15 protein-coding genes are annotated in these 16,539 nt (G+C 70.6%); 3 read left to right on the top strand and 12 right to left on the bottom strand.

Features of this window, described 5'->3' with window-relative positions; genetic code table 11:
• Window positions 1–14 precede the first annotated feature (14 nt).
• On the top strand, window positions 15–938 hold the full coding sequence (locus KIO74_RS21095) for a metallophosphoesterase family protein (RefSeq protein ID WP_213336107.1): 924 nt from the start codon (window positions 15–17) through the stop codon (window positions 936–938).
• A gap of 12 nt (window positions 939–950) precedes the next feature.
• On the opposite strand, the gene KIO74_RS21090 is transcribed toward KIO74_RS21095, so the two are convergent.
• The gene (locus KIO74_RS21090) at window positions 951–1,610 is read right to left on the bottom strand and encodes a hypothetical protein (protein ID WP_213333846.1); all 660 of its coding nucleotides are present in this window, start codon (window positions 1,608–1,610) and stop codon (window positions 951–953) included.
• A gap of 146 nt (window positions 1,611–1,756) precedes the next feature.
• Between KIO74_RS21090 and KIO74_RS21085 the strand changes: the two genes are divergently transcribed.
• The gene (locus tag KIO74_RS21085) at window positions 1,757–2,260 is read left to right on the top strand and encodes a YbaK/EbsC family protein (protein WP_213333844.1); all 504 of its coding nucleotides are present in this window, start codon (window positions 1,757–1,759) and stop codon (window positions 2,258–2,260) included.
• Here the strand turns inward: KIO74_RS21085 and KIO74_RS21080 are convergent.
• From KIO74_RS21080 to cbiE, 6 genes are all read right to left on the bottom strand, one after another.
• Window positions 2,244–3,281, bottom strand: coding sequence for an acyltransferase family protein (locus tag KIO74_RS21080; protein WP_213333842.1), 1,038 nt, complete (start codon window positions 3,279–3,281; stop codon window positions 2,244–2,246). The two genes, KIO74_RS21085 and KIO74_RS21080, sit on opposite strands and share 17 nt — an antisense overlap.
• A 101-nt stretch (window positions 3,282–3,382) precedes the next feature.
• Complete coding sequence (locus KIO74_RS21075) at window positions 3,383–4,702, bottom strand: cobyrinic acid a,c-diamide synthase CobB (RefSeq protein ID WP_213333840.1); 1,320 nt, start codon at window positions 4,700–4,702, stop codon at window positions 3,383–3,385.
• Between the two features lie 32 nt (window positions 4,703–4,734).
• Window positions 4,735–5,568 (bottom strand): uroporphyrinogen-III C-methyltransferase, encoded by an 834-nt coding sequence (cobA, locus tag KIO74_RS21070; RefSeq protein WP_249731101.1) that lies wholly within the window; start codon window positions 5,566–5,568, stop codon window positions 4,735–4,737.
• Between the two features lie 278 nt (window positions 5,569–5,846).
• Entirely contained in the window at window positions 5,847–6,608 is a 762-nt protein-coding gene (gene cobM, locus KIO74_RS21065) for a precorrin-4 C(11)-methyltransferase (RefSeq protein ID WP_213333838.1), read from the bottom strand.
• 10 nt (window positions 6,609–6,618) lie between these two features.
• Window positions 6,619–7,005 (bottom strand): cobalamin biosynthesis protein, encoded by a 387-nt coding sequence (locus KIO74_RS21060; protein WP_213333836.1) that lies wholly within the window; start codon window positions 7,003–7,005, stop codon window positions 6,619–6,621.
• Window positions 7,002–8,288 (bottom strand): precorrin-6y C5,15-methyltransferase (decarboxylating) subunit CbiE, encoded by a 1,287-nt coding sequence (cbiE, locus tag KIO74_RS21055; protein ID WP_213333834.1) that lies wholly within the window; start codon window positions 8,286–8,288, stop codon window positions 7,002–7,004. The genes KIO74_RS21060 and cbiE overlap by 4 nt, the downstream gene beginning before the upstream one ends.
• Here cbiE and KIO74_RS21050 point away from each other — a divergent pair.
• The gene (locus tag KIO74_RS21050) at window positions 8,287–9,105 is read left to right on the top strand and encodes a cobalt-precorrin-6A reductase (protein ID WP_213333827.1); all 819 of its coding nucleotides are present in this window, start codon (window positions 8,287–8,289) and stop codon (window positions 9,103–9,105) included. The two genes, cbiE and KIO74_RS21050, sit on opposite strands and share 2 nt — an antisense overlap.
• Here KIO74_RS21050 and cobJ read toward each other — a convergent pair.
• Genes cobJ through cobN form a run of 5 tightly spaced genes read right to left on the bottom strand, consistent with a single transcriptional unit; the run spans window position 9,087 to window position 16,530 of the window.
• The gene (gene cobJ, locus KIO74_RS21045) at window positions 9,087–9,905 is read right to left on the bottom strand and encodes a precorrin-3B C(17)-methyltransferase (protein WP_213333825.1); all 819 of its coding nucleotides are present in this window, start codon (window positions 9,903–9,905) and stop codon (window positions 9,087–9,089) included. The two genes, KIO74_RS21050 and cobJ, sit on opposite strands and share 19 nt — an antisense overlap.
• A complete protein-coding gene (locus KIO74_RS21040; protein ID WP_213333823.1) occupies window positions 9,902–10,645 on the bottom strand; it encodes a precorrin-2 C(20)-methyltransferase in 744 nt (247 codons plus the stop codon). Before KIO74_RS21040 ends, cobJ begins: the two co-directional genes overlap by 4 nt.
• Complete coding sequence (locus KIO74_RS21035) at window positions 10,642–11,286, bottom strand: precorrin-8X methylmutase (RefSeq protein ID WP_213333821.1); 645 nt, start codon at window positions 11,284–11,286, stop codon at window positions 10,642–10,644. The genes KIO74_RS21040 and KIO74_RS21035 overlap by 4 nt, the downstream gene beginning before the upstream one ends.
• Complete coding sequence (locus KIO74_RS21030) at window positions 11,279–12,808, bottom strand: ferredoxin-like domain-containing protein (RefSeq protein ID WP_213333819.1); 1,530 nt, start codon at window positions 12,806–12,808, stop codon at window positions 11,279–11,281. The genes KIO74_RS21035 and KIO74_RS21030 overlap by 8 nt, the downstream gene beginning before the upstream one ends.
• Complete coding sequence (gene cobN, locus KIO74_RS21025) at window positions 12,805–16,530, bottom strand: cobaltochelatase subunit CobN (protein WP_213333817.1); 3,726 nt, start codon at window positions 16,528–16,530, stop codon at window positions 12,805–12,807. Before cobN ends, KIO74_RS21030 begins: the two co-directional genes overlap by 4 nt.
• Between the last annotated feature and the right edge of the window lie 9 nt (window positions 16,531–16,539).

Genomic DNA, 16,539 nt, shown 5'->3' with positions numbered 1-16,539 from the left:
GATCTTCACCGCGCATGCTCCTGGCCCACATTTCTGATCCGCACATCGGTCCTCTGCCCTCTCCCAAGCTCCGGGAGCTGATGGGCAAGCGCTTCACCGGCTATGTCAACTGGCGGCGCGGGCGCGCGGCCATCCACGACATGCCGCTGCTCGACAGGATCATTGCCGATCTCGAGGCCCAGAAGGCTGATCATATCGCGCTGACCGGCGATATCACCAATATCGGGCTGGCCGCCGAATTTCCCGTCGCGCGGGCCTTTCTGGAGCGGCTCGGCGCCCCCGATTATGTGAGCTTCGTGCCGGGCAACCACGATGCCTATGTGCGCGGCGCGCTGAAGGCGCTGATTCGCACGATCGCCCCCTGGATGCTCTCCGATGGCGCCAAGGAAGGCGCCATGCCGTCCTTTCCCTATGTGCGACGCAGGGGCGGCGTGGCGCTGGTCGGCCTGTCGTCGGCGGTGCCAACCCTGCCCTTCGTGGCCAGCGGCACATTGGGAGAAAAGCAGCTCGCGGCCATGGGCGAGATCCTGTCCGAGCTCGGCCAGCAGGGCCTGTGCCGCATCGTGATGCTCCACCATCCGCCCTATTACGAAGGCGCCAAGGCCGGCCGGCAGCTGACTGATTCGGACGCCTTTCAGGCCATCATTGCCAAGGCCGGCGCGGAAATGATCCTGCACGGTCATAACCACCGCACGTCGCTCGTGCGCATTCGCGGGCCCCTGAAGCCGGTGCCGGTGCTCGGCGCACCCTCATGCTCGGCCGTGCGCGGCCTGTTCACGCATCGTGCCGGCTATCATCTCATCGACATCACGGAGGATGGCCAGAATTCGCGCTTTACCATCCGCACACGCGGCGTGGATGCCCCCCGCGTGCGGGCAAGGGCGCTGGATGTCGAAACGGCCACAATCGCGCAGATCGGCGAGATGGTCGTGGACTGAGACGCGCCGGTTTCAGAAACGACCGAGCAAACGGGCGACCGGCGTCCATTCCATCAGCCAGAGCGCGCCCTGGAACAACGCCGCGCCGCCGATCAGCCCCATGATGGCCGTGAAGACGATGTCGCCCCCGTCGAAACGGCGGCCGGGCCGTGTCGGCGCATCGGACTGTGGCGTCTCCGGATCGCCGGCCATGGCGCCCGCGTCCAACATTGCGCCGGGCGGCGTCACGATGACGCGGCTCTCGGCCATCGTCCGCTCGCGCTCCACAAGCCGTCGCGCCACATAGTCCGTCACCGCCGCGACGATCACCTCGACCCGCTCGCTTCGGGCGACGGTCATCCGCCCGCGTCGCGTATCGACGAAGAAGCGATAGGTCTGGCGGTCGCGTTCCATCTCGACGAAGGCCAGCACGTCAACGTAGCAGCGCGGGCGCTCGCCCGGCACGATTCCATGATCAAAAATATCGATGCCCTGAGGCACTTGCGCGAAGACGGGCGCAAGCCGCGCGTATAGCAGATCGAGCCGCGCGAATTCGCCCTCCCTGAGCCCCGACACGATCCTGTCGCGCTGCTCATCGTCAAGGCGGGCGCGACGGACGGCGGCGGTGAGGTCCGCAGCGCTGTCACCATCGCCTGCGCCCTGTCCTGGCAAATCCTCATCCTGCTTCAACACGATCCTCATCTCTCGGGCCTGCCCGCGGACGCCTTCCATTGGACACGCGCAGGCTTTCCCTGCACAAACGCGCCTTGCAGGCTGCGGCGGCAACGCTCCCGCCGAATGTGTGCCGGCAGTTGGGCTGAAACAAGAAGGGCCTCTCCATGGACGTGCCGAGCCAGAAGCAACCATCCGCGACTGTTCACGACCGCGCTGCGATCGTGCGCGACGCCGCCGAGAAGATCGGCCTCACCCTCAACATCCATGTGACGACCGAGACGACCCGCACCGCCGAGGAAGCCGCTGTCGTGCATGGCGTCGCGGTCGGGCAGATCGTCAAGTCCCTCATCTTCGAGGGTGCGGAAACGGGCCAGCCCTATCTCTTCCTCGTGTCCGGACAGAACCGCGTCAACGAGACGGGGGTCACCGCGATCCTCGGCGAGGGGCTGCGGCGCCCGAACGCCGCGCGCGTGCGCGAGTTGACCGGCTTCGCCATCGGCGGCATCCCGCCTTTCGGCCATGCGACGGCGATGGCGACCTATATCGATCAGGACCTCATGGCCTTCGACGTGGTCTGGGCGGCGGCCGGCACCCCCTTCGCCAATTTTCCCATCGCGCCGCGGGAGCTGGCGGAGGCGCTCAAGGCACCGCTCATCTCCGTGACGTGAGGCGCGCCCGCAAATATTGGTGGAGCGGCCGCTCCAGCCACTGGTAGACGACGAGCGCCAGCAGGCTCGCGGCGACGACGCACGCCGCCACGTAACCCCAAGGACCGAGCCATACGCCCAGCGGACTGCGCGCGAAGACCTCGCGCAACGCGCGGATCGCGAAGGGATGCAGCAGGTAGAGGGCGTAGGAGGCATCGCCCATCGCGACCAGGGCTCGCTCGACGGCCGGCGGCCGTTCATTCGGCCGCCCGAGCACGGCGGCGGCCACCAGCATCGCGGCGGGCCCGCCATAGCCGATGAACTGAGGCAGCGCCGTGCCATCGGCGGCCGACAGGTCAAGGTGCAAGAGGGCAAAGCCCGCCACGACCAGCAACACCCGCGCTGCGCCGCTGAGCCGCAGGCCCGTCTCGCGTATCATGGCGACACCCATCCCGAGCACGAATTCGAGCACGATGGGATCGGACCAGTAGGCGACCGGCAGCGGCCAGACGACGAAGGCCCGCGAGGCGACGAGCAAGGCGAGCCCGAGCGTGACCGCGAGCACCGCATGGCGTCGCGGCAAGGCGATGGCGGCCGCGAAGACGAGATAGAAGAACATCTCGAAATTGAGCGTCCAGCCCAGTGAATAGATGGGCTGGACGGTGCCGTCGGCCCGCATCGCGGGGATGAAGAGATAGGACGCGACGATTTGCCAAAGGCTCGGCCAACCACTGTTCAACACCTGCGGCAGAACGACCGCCACGGCCAGATAGAGCGTTGTCACGCCCCAATAGAGCGGCACGATGCGCACGATGCGCCGGCTGAGGAACATGCGCCAGGCTCCCGCCGTGCCGAAGAGCGGGCGCGAGGCGTGCACCATCACGAAGCCGGAGATGACGAAGAAGATGTCGACGCCCGAAAGCCACGGCAGGAGATGGCTCGGCGTAAAGGCGAAACCAAGCCGTTCGGCAAGCGCCCCCGCGTCATATTGCGCATGATGCACCACGACCATCAGCGCGGCCAGCGCGCGCAGCACCTGCACGGCCAAGAGCCTGTCAGCACTTCGCCTGTCAGCACTTCGCCGGTCAGCACTTGGCCCGTCAGCGCTTCGCCTGTCAGCACTTCGCGCGGCCCCGTCAGCCATCAGGACACGACCTCGATGACGTGAAAGAACGAGCCGGAGACATGGCCGACCTTGTGCCCTGCCGGCGCAAGCCTGTTGCCGTAGGCGTCCCCGACCTCGGCCAGAGGGGCCGTCGCGGGTGGAGACAGGATGCTGGCGTAGTGGAATTCATGGCCCCGCGCCACCGCGCCGGCGGGCGCGAAGGGCGCCGGCGCGGTGAAGGTGGCGATGCGATAGCCGAGATTGAGCTTGCGTTTGGCGAAGCTCGTCACCAGTGGCAGCAGCCCCGCCATGGGATGGCTGACGCCGGCCGCATCGACCAGCGCCTCGCCGAGCACCATATAGCCGCCGCACTCGCCATGGACCGACCGGGTGGCGGCGAAGGCGGCAAGGCCCTCCCGGAAATGCGCGTTGGCCGCGAGACGGCCGGCGTGGAGCTCGGGATATCCCCCGGGCAGCCAGCAGACATCGCAGTCGTCGCCGGGCGCCTCGTCGGCGAGCGGCGAGAACGGCAACAGCTCGGCGCCGGCCGCGCGCCAGCCCATCGCCACATGCGGATAGACGAAGGAGAAGGCGGCGTCGTCGGCGATGGCGATGCGCTGGCCGGGCGGCGGCACGGCAACGCGCCCGCCTTCCGGCGCCGCGACGCGCTGGCCGCTCCGCGCCAGCTCCCGCACGGCGGCAAGGTCGATATGCGCTTCGACGAGTTCCGCGAGGCCGTCGAGCCGGGTCTCCAGCTCCGCTGTCTCGCGCGCCTGCACGAGCCCGAGATGCCGCTCGGGCAAGGTCACCTCGCCGCGTGGCAGCGCGCCAAGCACGGGCAGGCCGATGGCCTCGATCGCCTCGGCGGCGAGCCGCCTGTGGCGCTCGCTGCCGACCTTGTTGAGGATCACCCCGCCGATGGTGATGCGCGGGTCATAGCGCGCCGCGCCGAACGCCATGGCGGCGGCCGACTGCGACTGGCCGGAGACATCGAGCACCAGTAGCACGGGCCAGCCCATCAGGGCCGCGATATCGGCGCTGGAGCCGGTGCGTCCCGGCTCGGCCGGCACGCCGTCGAAGAGGCCCATCAGCCCTTCCGCCAGCACGAGGTCCGCGCCAGTGGTCTGGCCGGCGATGAGCGCGCCGAGAAGATCGGCGCCCATGGCCCAGCTGTCGAGATTGACGCCGCCGCGCGCCGCCGCCACCGCATGGAAGGCGGGGTCGATGTAGTCCGGCCCGCATTTCACCGGCGCGACCTTGAGCCCGCGGCGGGCAAAAGCGCGCATCAGTCCTAACGTCACGGTGGTCTTGCCGGCGCCGGAACGCGGCGCGGCGATGAGGAGGCCAGGTGCCCCCATTGGCGCTGTCGTCGATCCTGTCCTCGCTGCCGTCATGGCGCCCCCGCCGCCGTCCGGGCGGTGAGCTGCGCCCTCAGGCCGACGATGGAGCCGATGGCCACGATCGAGGGCGCCTCAATGCCGGCCTCGGCCAGAGCGACGGCGGCGCCACCCAGCGTCGTTTCCAAGATCTGTTCCGACGGCAGCGTGGCGGAAGCGACGATGGCGACCTGTGTCGTGGGATCGGCCCCGCCGGCCATCAGCGCGCCGGCGATGCGCGGCAAGTTGGCCACCGCCATGTAGAGAATGAGCGGCTGGCGCAGACGGGCGAGCGCCGACCAATCGAGATCCTCCTCGGAGCCGGCCGCCGCATGCCCGGTGGCGAGCACCACGGCCTGATTCGTGCCCCGTGTCGTTGCTGGAATGAGCGCGCTGGCGAGCCCGCCGAGCCCGGCGGTCACACCCGGTATGACGCGGAACGGAATGCCGGCCTCCACCAGCGCCAGCGCTTCTTCTCCGCCACGCCCGAACACGAAGGGATCCCCGCCCTTCAGCCGCAGGACCCGCCGGCCCTCACGGGCGAGCGCGATGAGCCGACGCGTGATGTCGGCCTGCTGCGGCGAGGGCTTGCCGCCGCGCTTGCCGGCGAATTCGAGCTGTGCGTCCGGCCGCGCGAGGCCGAGCACGCGCTTGTCAACGAGGGCGTCGTAGACGACGGCATCCGCCGCGGCCAGCGCATTGATCGCGTGCAGCGTCAACAGCCCGGGATCGCCCGGCCCCGCGCCCACGAGCCAGACCGAGCCCGGCGCGAAATCAGGCGTCAGCGATCGCATGGCTACGGGGAAGGAGGCTGGCACAGAGGCTGAACTCGCGGCGGGTGGCATCATCGCGCTGCTATAGACTGAATCGTAAGGGGGCGCACGAGGAGCGAGCTTGCCCTCACCCCACCCCTCTCCCCGCCGGGGAGAGGGAGCGTGTCGCGGTTCACCAACGCGACACGAGCAGCGTCGCCTCCATACCGCAATGCCTGACCGTTAGCGTCCCCTCTCCACCCAGCACGGCTGTTGCCGTGTTGGGCTCTATAAGAATGCCAAATTGGCAACAGCCAACTTGGCGTGGGAGAGGGACAGGGTGAGGGGTTAACACTTCGCCGCATGGGTACCCCTTACTCCCCAGCGCCGCGAAAACGCCTGACGTAGTGGGCGCCATAGAGCGCGCTCTCGCGGAAATCCTCCGTGCCGAGCACGGGCCCGACGAAGATCGTTGCCGTGCGTTCGACAGGATCGGCGGCGAGGAGGCCGGCAATGGTCGCGAGCGTGCCGCGCAGGATGCGCTCCTCCGGCCAGCTCGCCCGCGCCACGACAGCCACGGGGCAGTCCTCCCCGTAGTGAGGCGTGAGTTCGGCCACGACCTTGTCGAGAACATGGATCGAGAGGTGGATGGCGAGCGTCGCGCCCGTGGCGGCGAAGGCCGCCAGCGTCTCCGTCTCCGGCATGGCGGTGGCGCGTCCCGAGGTGCGCGTCAGTACCACCGATTGCGCAACGCCCGGCAGCGTCAGTTCCTGACCGAGCGCCGCCGCCGAGGCGGCGAAAGCCGGCACGCCGGGTGTAACCGTATAGGGAATGTCCAGCTGCCGCAGCCGGCGCAATTGCTCGCCCATGGCGCTCCAGATGGACAGATCGCCCGAATGCAGGCGGGCGATGTCCTCCCCCGCCGCATGCGCGTCCGCGATCGTCGCGATGATCTGGTCGAGCGACAGCGGCGCGGTATCGACGATCCGCGCGCCGGGCGGGCACCAGGTCAACACCTCGCGCGGCACCAGCGAGCCGGCGTAGAGGCAGACCGGGCAACGGGCCACGAGATCACGTCCACGCACCGTGATGAGATCGGGCGCGCCGGGCCCGGCGCCGATGAAATGGACGGTCACAGCCTCATCCTCATGGTTGTACGCGGCGCGCCAGCGCGCAGGTGACGGCGGCGGTCTTGATGCGCGGCCGGATTAGTCGCGCGCCCTCCCCCGCCGCAGCAAGGGCGGCGGCTTCCGCGACGCTCGGCACGCCAAGCGCGCCGACCGAACGCGCCGACTGGGTGAGGCAGCGGTCACCGGCGGCATGCAGGTCCATCTCCGACAGCGACACCAGCATCAGCCCCCGCCGCTGCGCGAAAGCCTCGACAATGGCGCTGCGCTTGACGCGGGGGATGGCGATCTCCGCGACCGCGTCCGGCGCGACGTCAGCGTCGGTCAGGGCCGCATCGAGCGCGGCATGGAAATCGGCGATCGTCGCGCGCTGGCGAAAGCCGAAGCCGGCCACCACGTTTCTCACGGCGTCATCCCCTTCACCACACGCCATTGCACCACTGGCATCGCCGCCCGCCAGCCATGAAACCGGCCGATGGGCTCCGCCCGCTCCAGCGAACAGCGCGTCAGATCCCCGCCGTGGCGGGCCCGGGCGGCGGTCAAGACCGCCTCGGTCTCCAGCGTCACCGCGTGGACGACGAACCGCCCCCCTTCCGCCAGCGCGTCCCAGCAGGCCTCAATGACGCCGGGACGGCTCGCCCCGCCGCCGATGAAGATCGCTGCCGGCGGCGGCAGGCCGGCGAGCGCTTCCGGCGCCATGCCTTCCATCACGGCGAGATCCGGCACGCCGAGGCTCTCGGCATTCGCACGGATGCGGGCAACGCGCTCCGCCCTGGCCTCGATGGCGATGGCGCGGAGCGAGGGATGGCGCAGCATCCATTCGATGCCGACGGAGCCGGACCCCGCGCCGACATCCCACAGGAGTTCACCCTGGCGCGGCGCGAGCGCGGACAACGCCAGCGCGCGGATCTCGCGCTTGGTGATCTGCCCGTCATGGGCGAAGAGATCGTCGTCGAGGCCGGCGGCCAGCGGCAGGACGCGCGCTCCGGGTAACGCCGCCACCTCCAGCGCGATGGTGACGAGGGGATCGCAATCACCGCTGTCGTAATCGGCCGCTGTCGACGCGCGCACCCGCGCGCGCGGGCCGCCCAGGCATTCGAGCGTGGTGATGCGCGAGGCGCCGAAGCCATGTTCCGCGAGCATGGCCGCGAGCTTCCCCGGCGTCGTGCCGTCCCAGGCCAGCGCCAGAATGCGCGCGCCCGGCTGCAGCAGCGGCCTGATGCGCGCCAGCGGCCGGCCATGCAGGCTGATGGTGGCCACGTCCTGCAGAGCCCAGCCGAGGCGCGCGGCCGCGAGGCTGAAGGCTGACGGCTGCGCCACTACCTCCCATTCCGCCGCCGGCACATGCTGGGCGAGCACGCTGCCGATGCCGTAGCAGAAGGGGTCACCGCTCGCGAGCACGCAGACCGGCGTGCCGCGCCGCGCGAGGATCGCGGGAAAGGCATCATGGATCGGGCTCGGCCAGACGAGCGTCTCGCCCTTGACGAGCGCGCCAGCGAGCGCGAGATGACGTTGCCCGCCCACCACGAGGCCGGCGCCCGCGATCAGGCGGCGCGCGGTGGCGTTGAGGCCGTCGATCCCATCTTCGCCGAGGCCCACGATGGCAAGCCAGGGCGTTGCCGAGGATGCTCTCGACACGACCGTGGAAGAAGGGATATCGCGGGATGAAAGGATATCGCGACCGGACATGGCCTCAAGCTCCCCCATAACGCCGCGCCCCACCGTGGCGCTCAGCCTTCTGATCCTTGGCGGAACGACCGAGGCGAGCCGACTTGCCGCTCTCGTCGCGGACAATGCTGAGATCGCGCCGGTGCTGTCGCTCGCCGGTCGAACCCGGGAGCATGCTCCGGCGCCGATCCCGCTCCGTGTCGGCGGCTTCGGCGGCGTGGCGGGGCTCGCCACCTATCTCGCCACGAACAGCATCGATGCGGTCATCGACGCGACCCATCCCTTCGCGGCGCGGATCTCCGCCCATGCGGCGAGCGCCTGCGCCATTGGGGACGTTCCCCTCGCACGCCTCACCCGCCCGGCCTGGATGCCCGAACCCGGAGATCGCTGGCAGGTGGTGCCCGACATGGCAGCCGCCGTGGCGGCGCTCGGCTCGACGCCACGCCGCGTCTTCCTCACCATCGGGCGGCAGGAGCTCGCGCCCTTCAACGGCGCGCCGCAACATCACTATGTCGTGCGCAGCATCGACGCGCCGGATGGCTTCACCGCCCCGCAGGCGACATTCATAACGGCGCGCGGCCCCTTCGCTTTGGCGGATGAGGAAGCGCTGATGCACGCCCATGCCATCGACGTGCTCGTCACCAAGAATGCCGGCGGCGCGGCGACCGCCGCCAAGCTCAAGGCGGCTCGCAATCTCGGTCTGCCCGTCGTGATGGTCGCGCGGCCGCCCGAGCCCGACGTCCCGACATTCCACGAGCCAAGCGAAGCCTTGGCCTGGGTCGAGAAATTGGCCCGGGCGAAGAAGCTGGCCTCGCCGTCTCACCGCGCGGCTCCATAGCTGCGCGGCGTATAGACGAAGGGCGTGCCGGAGCGCGCGATGAGGCGGGTTTCCGAGGAGCCGATGATCACGACGGTCGCCATATCGGCCTCGATGCCCGGCGCCTCGCCAAGCGTCGTCAGCGCAATGCGCTCGTCCGGACGTCCCACCGCGCGGGCCATGATGACAGGCGTTTCCGGCGCGCGGATGGCGCCGAGAGCCGCGAAGGCTTCGCGCAGCTTGTCCGGCCGCGCGCGGGAGACGGGATTGTAGAGGGCGATGACGAGATCGGCCTCTGCCGCCAGCCGCAGGCGGCGCAAGATGATCTCCCAGGGCTTCAGATTATCGGAGAGTGAGATCGCCGCGAAATCATGCCCGAGCGGCGCGCCGACGCGGGCGGCCGCCGCCAGCATGGCCGTCACGCCCGGCTCGACGCGGATATCGAGCGCGCGCCACGCCCCCGGGCCATGCTCGACAGCCTCGAACACGGCGGCCGCCATGGCAAAGACGCCGGGGTCCCCGCCCGACACCACCGCGACCCGATGCCCGGCGCTCGCGAGCTCCAGCGCGTGGCGCGCGCGCTCGATCTCGACGCGGTTGTCGCTGGCATGCACCTCGCATCCCGCCCTCGCCGGCAAACGCGCCGTGTAGGGGCCATAGCCGATGATATCGGTCGCGGCGTCGAGCACGGCGGAAGCGGCCGGGGTCAGCCAGCGGTCAGGCCCCGGGCCAAGGCCCACCACCACGAGCCAGCCGGCCTCGTCGCCAGCCCTATCCTCTGCCTTCTCCCCTGTCTTCTCCGATGTCACAGCCCCGATCATGGCCGCCTGCCCTCGCCCGGCACGATCACCATGGCGAAATAGGGCGCATCGGCGTCGGTCATCGCGCCGAGCGGCATGATGCGCTCGTCCGCCATGGTGCCGCGCTCGATATAGATGGCGCGGCCGGCGATGCCGGCTCCCTCAAGCGCCCGCCGCACCTTCGGCAGATGCCGCCCGAGCTTCATGATGACGGCCGCGTCCGTCTCGGAAAGGCGCCGGGTCAGCGCCTCCTCGGGCAAAGTCGCGGGGAGCACCGTCAGGACGTCGTCCCCCCAGGTGATCGGCGCGGCCGCCCGAGTCCAGGCGCCCGACATGCCGGTGACTCCCGGCACCACCTCGAGCGGCCAGCGGCCGTAGAGCCGCCGCCAGAGATGCATGAAGGACCCGTAGAAGAAGGGGTCGCCCTCGCAGAGCACGGCAACGCTCGCCCCGGCGGCGAGCTCGGCGGAGATCGCCGCGACACTCTCCTCATAGAAGGCCGCGAGGCTCGCGCGGTATTCAGCCGAATCCGCCGGCATCTCAGTGGTCATGGGATAGATCAGCGGCATCTCGCGCCGGCCTGCCTCGATCAGCCCGCCGGCGATGGTGCGCGCATGGCCGGAGCGCCCGCGCTTGGCGAAGAAAGCGATGATGTCCGCGTTCGCGATCACGCGTGTCGCGCGCACGGTCATGTAGTCGGGCTCGCCGGGGCCGAGACCCACGCCATAGAGCGTGCCGGGCTTGATGGGGGGAAGGCTCACTCGGCGTCCCTCGCCAGCGCGTTCACGGCCGCCGCCGCCATGGCGCTGCCGCCCTTGCGCCCTTTCACGATGAGCGCCGGCACGCGGCCATCGGCCATCAGCGCCTCCTTGGACTCGGCCGCGCCGACGAAGCCGACGGGGAGGCCGATGACGGCGGCAGGCTTGGGAGCTCCCGCATCCAGCATCTCGAGCAGGCGGAACACGGCGGTCGGCGCATTGCCGAAGACGGCGACGGCGCCATCGAGATGCGGACGCCACAATTCGAGCGCCGCGGCGCTGCGCGTATTGCCGATCTCGCGCACGAGACCCGGCACGGAGGGATCGTCGAGCGTGCAGATCACCGCATTGTCCGCCGGCAGGCGCGCGCGGGTGATGCCGTTCGCGACCATCTTGGAGTCGCAGAGGATGGGCGCGCCGGCGCGGAGCGCCGATCGCGCGGTCTCGGCGAAATCCGGCGTCATGGCGATGTCGTCGGCCACCTCGACCATGCCCGAGGCGTGGATGATGCGCACGGCGACCCGCTCTTCCACCGGCGAGAAGCGCGCAAGCCGCGCCTCGGAGCGGATGATGGCGAAGGATCGCCGGTAGATCTCGTCACCCTCGCGAATGTAGTCGCGATCGGAATTCCTTGCCTCAACCATCAGACGCCACGAACATCCCTGCCAATTCCCTGTCGCCCAGCGCCGCCAGCGCGGCTGCGCCGCCGCGCGCCCGGCAATGGGCGGCGAGGCGCGCGAGCCCCGCCGCCGCCTCAGCCGCGCCGAGCGCGACGATGGGCCTAGCATGGGCCGCGCCGCCGCGCACCAATTCGTAGCGGCCATCGCTGCCGACGAGTGTCAGCCCCGGCGGACGGCGCCCCGTCGCCTGCGCCGCGCAGCCCTTGGCGCAGCCGGAGACATGGAGGCTGAGGCCGGCGTCCGCCAAATCCTCAGCCGCCGTGGCGATACGGACCGCGTCCTCCTGGGCCGACATCTCCCCACTGCCACAGGCGGGCGCGCCGGGACAGGCGGCGATGGCGAGCCGTGCATCACCGGCCGCCGTGATGAACCCGGCCGCCTCGGCGCTGGCCATCAGCGCTGCCGCCCGGCCCTGGGCGATCCCCGGCAGGTGGGCCTGCCGCCACGGCCCGAGCCTCAGCGCCCCGCAGCCCTCCTCGACAAGCTCCGCGAGAAGGGCGAGCTGCCGCGCGGCCATGCGCCCGAACGGTAGGGCGAGCGTGAGAACGGCTGGGTCTGTTGCCATTCCGGGTGTCGGAATACCCCTCACCCCGGCCCTCTCCCCGGCGGGGAGAGGGCCGGGGTGAGGGGGTGCCGCCTGCAACGGCGCAAGCGCCATGACGAGCGCCAAGACGAACTCTCGCCGCCCCGCCGCATCGAGCTGGCGCATGCGGCGCAAGCCGGGATTCCGCGCCATCGCCTCGACAAAGGCGAGGCCGATCGCGCGGGCGATATCCGGCAAGGCTGAAAGCGGTGAGGCGCCGATCCAGTCGATGCCCGCCAGCGTATCGAGGCCGACCGCCCAGAGCACCACGCCTTCGTGCATGACAGCGCGAAAACGGACATCGGCTGCGATGTCGTCCAGCGCCAGCGCGCCGCCGTCGTCGACGATCCAGGAGAACTTGGGCGGCAGAGCCAGTGGCGCGCCGATCCCTCCCCTCAAGGTGAGGGTGGCGCCGCAGGCGCCGGGTGGGGACCAGACATCCGCCGCCCTTTTTCCCCACCCGACCTTGCCGAAGGCAAGGCCACCCTCCCCTTGAGGGGAGGGATCAGCGGCAGCCATCAGCGCCGCTTCCAGCGCTCGCGCCGCCCCGCGCGCGTCGCACAAGGCCGTCGGGTCGCAATCCGACAGCGGGCTCGCCAGCACGTTGCGCGCGGCTTCATGGGCGGGGCTCTCATCGAGGAGGCCGGCTTGCGCCAGTTCCGACTGCAGCGAACCGAGGCTTGTCTCGGTCACGCCGCGCAGTTGCAGATTGGCGCGGCTGCTGAGGTCGATCAGCCCGTTGCCGTGGCGCATGGCGAGATCGGCGATCAGCCGCGCGGTCGCCGCCGGCAGATACCCTGCGGTGAGACGCAGCCGCACGAGCAGGCCATCACCCGTCGCCATCGGCCGCAGGGCCCCAGGGCACCAGCCGCGCCGGCGATCGGCAGCGGTCGCCGCGCTCACTGCGCAGCCTCCGGCATCGCATCGAGGGCGGCCGCGAGCCGCCCGTAGACCGAATTGCGGCGAGGCTGCCACAGACCGCGCTTCAGGGCATCGGCGAAGCGCGCGGCGATGGCGCGGGCAGCGGCGGGATTGGCGGCCGACAGGGCCGACCACACGGCCTCGTCGGCGACATAGGCGTCAAAGACCAGCTCAAAGGGCCGATGGCCGACCGCGTTCGAGGTCGCCGCGAAGGCATAGAGCGCATCGACCCCCTGCGCGAGCTCGGCGACGCCGCGATAGCCATGGCGCAGCTGTCCCGCGATCCAGCGCGGATTGGCGAGGCGGCTGCGGGCGATGCGGGCGATTTCCTCGGCCATCAGGCGCGCGCGCGGCGCGTCCGGCCGGCTGGTGTCGAGATGGATGAGCGCGGGGCTCGCGCCGAGCGCCTCGGCTGCCGCCGCGAAGCCGCCGACGAAATCGGCCACGTCCTCGGTGTCGAGCGCGTCGCGCTCGCCGTCGTCGCGGGCGTGAACCAGCGCGTCGGCGGTCCGCACGCGCTCCCTGAAGGCCTCGGACGCCGGCCGCGCCGTCCCGTCGGCCCCGATGGCATAGCCGCCGGCCGCGAGATAGCTGGCGCCAAGGGCGTCACGCCCCGACCAGTCGCCATCCAGCACCTGCGCGGACACCCCCGCGCCATAGGTGCCCGGCGCGCCGGAGAAAATACGGTCGAGCGGCTCGCCGCGCCGCCGCGCGGCCGCGAGCGGGTTGAAGTCGTCCTCCTCGTCGAGCGCCGCAATCGCCTTGACCGCCTGGTCGAACAGGGTGATCTGCTGGGCGAAGGCATCCCGGAAAAGGCCGGAAATACGCAAGGTCACATCGATGCGCGGCCGGTCCATGCGCGGCCCGGGCACGATCTCGACGCCAGTGACACGGTTCGAGGCATGGTCCCAGCGCGGGCGTGCGCCCATCAGCACCAGTGCCTCGGCAAGGTCGTCGCCACCGGTGCGCAGCGTCATCGAGGCCCAGAGGTCCATGACGAGCGCGCGCGGCCAGTCGCCATGATCCTGTAGATAGCGTCGCAGCACTTCCGCTGCCGCCCGCTCCCCGATGGCAAGCGCCGTGCGTGTCGGGATGGCGCGCGGGTCGAGCCCGGTGAGATTGCGGCCGGTCGGCAGCACGTCGAGCCGGCCGCGCGTCGGCGCTCCCGCCGGTCCCGGCGGTACGAAGCGCCCGTCGAGCGCCGCCAGCAGCGCGGCTTTTTCCGCTTGTGGAGAAGCCGCGATACGCAGGCGCGTTTCCGCTGCGGCGCCTCCCATCAAGACCGCCATCGCCTCGCCGGAGGCGGGTGTGGGCGCCTCGCCGAGCACATGCAGCCCGTCGCGTATGGCGAACTCCTTGAGGTCGCACAGCCAGGCATCGAGCGCGGTGATCAGCGTGTCGTCATCGCTCGCCTCGGCGCCGCATTCGGCGGCAAGGCCCGTCTCGCGCGCCTTGTCGACGATGGCGGATTTCAGGAGCCGTTGGCGCTTGCTATCAAGGCCGTCGGCGGCCGCGTATTCATCAACCAGCGCCTCGAGCTCGGCCGACGCGCCATGGAGCCCCGCCTCGCTGATCGGCGGCGTGAGATGGCCGATGGTCACCGCCCCTATCCGCCGGCGCGCCACCGCCGCCTCGCCGGGATTATTGACGATGAAGGGATAGATCACCGGCAGCGCGCCCGTCAGCACCTGCGGCGCGCAGGCGGGCGACAGCGCGGCGGTCTTGCCCGGCAGCCATTCGAGCGTGCCATGGGTGCCGAGATGGACGATGGCATCGACCTCCTCGCCGCCGCCCGACCGGCCGAGCGCAAGCCAGGCATAGAAGGCGCAATAGGCGTGGCGCGGCGGCAGCGCCGGGTCATGATAGCTCGCCTTGCGGTCGGCGTCTCGCCCGCGCTCCGGCTGAAGGGCGAGCACGACATGGCCGGCCCTCAGGACAGGGAAGGAGAACGCGCCGTCCCCAACCGCCGAGTCGTCCTCCGGCTCGCCCCAGGCCGCCGTCACCGCGTCGCGGAAGGCTTGCGGTGTGGCCATAAGCCAATCCCGGTAGTGTGACAGGCTGAGCGCCGCGCGCTCCGTGCCGGCTTCCAGCCGCAGCAGGATGGCCTCGGCCGGAACGGTCTTGTCAGCCGCGTAGCCCGCTCCCGCCAGCCAGGACAGCACATTGGCGGCGCTGCGGCCGGTGTCGAGACCCACCGCATAGCCGGTGCGCCCGCCGCGCGAGGGATAGTCGGCGACGATCACCGCGATGCGCCGCGCGGCGGGCGGCGTGGCGGCGAGCCGCGCCCATCCCGCCGCGCGCTCCGCGACGAGGGCGATCTGGGCCTGATCGGGCTGATGGCGCACCACGGCGAATTCGAGCGCCGGATTGGCCGGTGCCTCGGCCTTGAAGGAAATCGCGGTCGTCGTGAGCCGCCCGTCGATCTCCGGCAGGGCGACATTCATGGCGAAATCGGCGGCTCCGAGGCCGCGCGGGCTCTCGTCCCAGGCCGCCCGCGGTGCCCCGGCGAGGATCACCTGCAGCACAGGGCAGTCGGCGCGATCGAGCACGCTGCCGCCCTCGTTCCGCTGCGCCGAGAAGGCCGTCGTGTTCAAGATCACCGCCGGCCTGTGACGCGCGATCGCCGCCTCGACGATCGCGATCGCCTCGGGATCCTTCAGGCTGGAGACGAAGAGTGCGACGGGGGTGAGGCCCCGTTCCACGAGGGCCGCCGCCAGCGCCGTGATCGGTGCGGTATCGCCCGCGAGATAGACCGAGCGGTAGAACAGGATGAGCGCTGTTGCGCCGCTCTCCGCGAAAGGCTCCGCGATCCCTCCCCTCCAGGGGAGGGTGGCCTTGCCTCCGGCAAGGTCGGGTGGGGTCAGCGTGCGTCTGTCTGCGTGGAAATGGTGGAGGCCGGGGCCCCACCCGGCGCCTGCGGCGCCACCCTCCCCTGGAGGGGAGGGATCGGCGGCGGCGCTTCCAGTGCCCTCACCCGGGCCTTGCGCTCCGGCCTCTTCTTCACTGGCCCCTGGCCGGGCAAGACTGGCTCCACTCCCTCTCCCCGGCGGGGAGAGGGCTGAGGTGAGGGGGAGCAACGTCGGAGAAGCGTAAGCCCCCCCCTCACCCGGACGCTGCGCGTCCGACCTCTCCCCGCCGGGGAGAGGTGAAACGGGCGCTTTCAGGGGAAAGTCCCCCGCTGCCGGTACGGGGCGCGCGGGTACGATAGGAAGGCTTGCGCCGAGCGCATTAGCCATCAGCGTAAGCGCCGCGCCGAGATTGTCCACGCCGCCGGCGCGGAAATAGCCGTCCAGCGCGTCGTAGAAGTCGCCGTCGGCGCGCGACAGGGCGGCGAGGCGCTCGTCGGGCCGGTCGTCGCCGGCGAGGGCCACGAGGATGGCCCCGCGCCTGATGCAACTCGCGGCAATCTCGTTGAGGCCGTAGTCGAGATAATCGAGCCCGCCGAGGCAGCGCATCACGACGATCCGCGCCTTATCGATGACCTCCTCCACATAGAGATCGACCGACAGCGGGTGCCTGAGGCGCTGGAGATTGGCGAGCCGGAGTGTCGGAAGGGATTTGCCGGCGCGCTCATGGGCCGTGGCGAGCGCGGCGAGGTCCGTGTCGGTGAAGGAGAGGATCACCATCTCCGCCGGCGTCTGGCCGAGGTCGACCGGCGTTTCCGCCTGGTCGAGCCCGACAGCCGTAACCGGCAGGAGATGCATCGCCCCCTC

It is taken from the genome of Chelatococcus sp. HY11, from assembly GCF_018398335.1.
In the GTDB taxonomy this organism is placed as follows: Bacteria; Pseudomonadota; Alphaproteobacteria; order Rhizobiales; family Beijerinckiaceae; genus Chelatococcus.
Note: the sequence above shows the minus strand (reverse complement) of the source record. Positions and strands in the feature narration are given on the sequence as shown.

What these genes read in the sequence shown, in the direction of transcription:
- KIO74_RS21075 (WP_213333840.1), bottom strand. Translation starts at nt 4,702, where the DNA reads ATGGGGGCACCTGGCCTCCTCATCGCCGCGCCGCGTTCCGGCGCCGGC.
- KIO74_RS21050 (WP_213333827.1), top strand. Translation starts at nt 8,287, where the DNA reads ATGGCCTCAAGCTCCCCCATAACGCCGCGCCCCACCGTGGCGCTCAGC.
- cobJ (WP_213333825.1), bottom strand. Translation starts at nt 9,905, where the DNA reads ATGATCGGGGCTGTGACATCGGAGAAGACAGGGGAGAAGGCAGAGGAT.
- cobN (WP_213333817.1), bottom strand. Translation starts at nt 16,530, where the DNA reads ATGCATCTCCTGCCGGTTACGGCTGTCGGGCTCGACCAGGCGGAAACG.
- cobA (WP_249731101.1), bottom strand. Translation starts at nt 5,568, where the DNA reads ATGATGCCACCCGCCGCGAGTTCAGCCTCTGTGCCAGCCTCCTTCCCC.
- KIO74_RS21095 (WP_213336107.1), top strand. Translation starts at nt 15, where the DNA reads ATGCTCCTGGCCCACATTTCTGATCCGCACATCGGTCCTCTGCCCTCT.
- KIO74_RS21035 (WP_213333821.1), bottom strand. Translation starts at nt 11,286, where the DNA reads ATGGTTGAGGCAAGGAATTCCGATCGCGACTACATTCGCGAGGGTGAC.
- KIO74_RS21085 (WP_213333844.1), top strand. Translation starts at nt 1,757, where the DNA reads ATGGACGTGCCGAGCCAGAAGCAACCATCCGCGACTGTTCACGACCGC.
- cbiE (WP_213333834.1), bottom strand. Translation starts at nt 8,288, where the DNA reads ATGTCCGGTCGCGATATCCTTTCATCCCGCGATATCCCTTCTTCCACG.